Annotated in this window: 1 protein-coding gene; it reads right to left on the bottom strand. The window is 72.5% G+C overall.

All coding sequences use genetic code 11. The features are described from left to right. Positions 1 to 2,611 (bottom strand): type I polyketide synthase (locus AB0A61_RS40935; protein ID WP_361304680.1); only part of this gene is annotated, 2,611 nt, incomplete at both ends.

Below are 2,611 nucleotides of genomic sequence, written 5' to 3'. Positions count from 1 at the left end.
AGAACCGCCCCGGGTACTCCGCCTGAACCGACCGCACCAGTCCACCCACCGCGGCCCCCGCCGCGTCACCGGAAGCCGTCACCACCACCACACGCTCATCGCCGGCCAGCCGGTCCTGCAACTGAGCCAACACCGTGGTCACGGCCTCCTCCACGGCATCACCAGCGGACACCCGCACCACCACCGCGTCGAGAGAGGCCCCGTCGGCGGCGGCTTCCGTCTCCAGGGGGACCCAGCGCACCGTGTGCAGAGGTCGCCTCGTCAGGGGGACGACGCCCCGCGCGTCGATCGCTCGCATCGCCAGCGAGGAGACGTCAGCGACGACCTCTCCCTCCGGGTCGGTGAGCGTGATCGCTGCTCCGCCGTCCGTGCGCCGCAGCCGGGCCCGCAGCACCGTCGCGCCGTGCGCCCGGAGCCGTACGCCGGTGAAGGAGAAGGGCACCTGGGCAGAGCCGCCGTCGGCGAGACCGTCCAGGGCCAGGACGTGCAGCACGGCGTCGAGAAGCGCCGGGTGCAGGCCGCAGCGGGCGGCGTCGGCGCGCTGTGCCTCGGCGATCTCGACCTCGGCGTAGAAGTCGGCGCCCGAGGACCAGACGGTCCGCAGCCCCTGGAAAGCGGGGCCGTAGGTGTAGCCGTCGTCGGCCAGACGGGAGTAGGCGTCGGCCAGGTCCAGCGGTACGGTGCCCGCCGGCAGCCACTCGAAGGCGTGTGGTGGCCGGGGGGCGGCCGGGGCGATCACGCCCGTCGCGTGACACGTCCACGGGTGGTCGTGCTCACCGTCCCGTTCGGCCGGGCGGGCGTGGATGGCCAGGGCTCGATGGCCCTGCTCGTCGGCTCCCTGAACCACCACATGGATCTGGACCGCTCCCTGCGGGGGCAGGACGAGCGGCCGTTCCAGGGTGAGTTCGACGACCTCCTCGCAGTCGGCGGCTCGTGCGGCCTGGAGGGCGAATTCGAGGAAGGCTGTGCCGGGCAGAAGAGTCGTGCCCGCGATGACGTGATCCGCCAGCCATGGGTGAGTGCGCAGCGAGAGCAGACCGCTGAGCAGCAGACCTTCTCCCTCGGCCGGCGTGACCAATGCTCCCAGCAGCGGGTGGTCGGCGGTGTCCGCCAGGCCGAATCGACGGGCATCGCCCACGGGGGCGTGCGGCGCCAGCCAGTAGGGGCGGTGGTCGAAGGGGTAGGTGGGCAGGTCGACGGGGGTGGCGGGGGTCCGGGTGAACCACGCCGGCCAGTCGACGTCCGTGCCTGTCACGTGGGAGCGGGCGAGTGCGCCCACCAGTCCGTACGGGTCCGGTGTGACGCTTGCGACGGTCACGTCCTCGGGGGCGGCGGGCAGGCTTTCGAGGGTCTCCTCGATCTGCTGGGCCACCGCCTGATGCCCTGCGACCTCCAGGAACGTACCGACCCCTTCGTTCCGCAGACAGTGGACGGCGTCGGCGAAGCGGACCGTGCGGCGGATGTGTCCGGCCCTGTGGCCGGGATCGGCCAGTTCTTCGTACATGGCGATCCGGCCGGTGTCGGCGGAGACGACGGGGATGCGTGGCCGCTCGCACCGGACGGTCGCTGCGACCTGCCGGAACTCCTCGAGCGCTCCGTCCATGTGGGCGGAGTGGAAGGCATGGCTGACCAGCAGCTTCTTGGTGCGGTGTCCCTGGGCCCGCCAGTGCTCCGCGACGCGTTCGACGTCGTCCGTGTCGCCGGAGACCACCGTCTGACGGGGACCGTTGACAGCCGCGACGGACACCGTGTCCACCACGCCCAGCGCCTCCAGGCTCGCGCGGACCTCGGCCTCCGTTACGCGCAGGGAAACCATCGCCCCGCCAGCGGGCGCGGCCTGCATCAGCCGCCCCCGGGCCGCCACCAGCCGGGCCGCGTCCGGCAGCGACCACACCCCGGCCACGTACGCGGCCACCAGCTCACCGATCGAATGACCGGCCACGAAGTCCGGGCGCACGCCCACGGACTCCAGCAGCCGGAACAGCGCGACCTCCACCGCGAAGATGGCCGGCTGCGCGTACCGGGTCTGCGCCAGGGTCTCCTCGTCCGTCTCCGCACCCAGGATCAGCTCCCGCAACGGACGGTCGGCGTCCAGAAGCCCGTCGAACGCCGCGCACACCTCGTCGAACGCCGCCGCGAACACCGGGCTCAGCTCATGCAGCTCACGCCCCATACCGACACGCTGGCTGCCCTGCCCCGCGAACACCAACGCCGTCTTCCGGGCGCCGGCACTTCCCACCAATGCATCGGCGATCGGCTGCCCGGCCGCCACGGACTCCAGCCCGGCCAGCAGCTCTCCCCGGGTACGGCCCACCACCGCCGCACGGTGACCGAACACCGCCCGCCCCGTCGCCAGAGCATGCCCGACCCCGTACACCTCCAGGTCGGGCGCTTCCTGGAGGAAAGCCGCCAGTTTCTCGGCCTGCTTGCGCAGTCCCGTCTCGGAGGGCGCCGACACGTTCCACACCACCGGTTCGCTGCCCGGGGACGGGGCAGGCCGGACCGGGTCGGCACTGGCGGGTGCTTCTTCGAGGATGACGTGGGCGTTGGTACCGCTGATCCCGAACGACGACACCGCCGCTCGCCGCGCCCGCTCGGGATCCGCGGGCCA

Source organism: Streptomyces sp. NPDC046197 (genome assembly GCF_040646295.1).
Taxonomy (GTDB): Bacteria; Actinomycetota; Actinomycetes; order Streptomycetales; family Streptomycetaceae; genus Streptomyces.
Note: the sequence above shows the minus strand (reverse complement) of the source record. Positions and strands in the feature narration are given on the sequence as shown.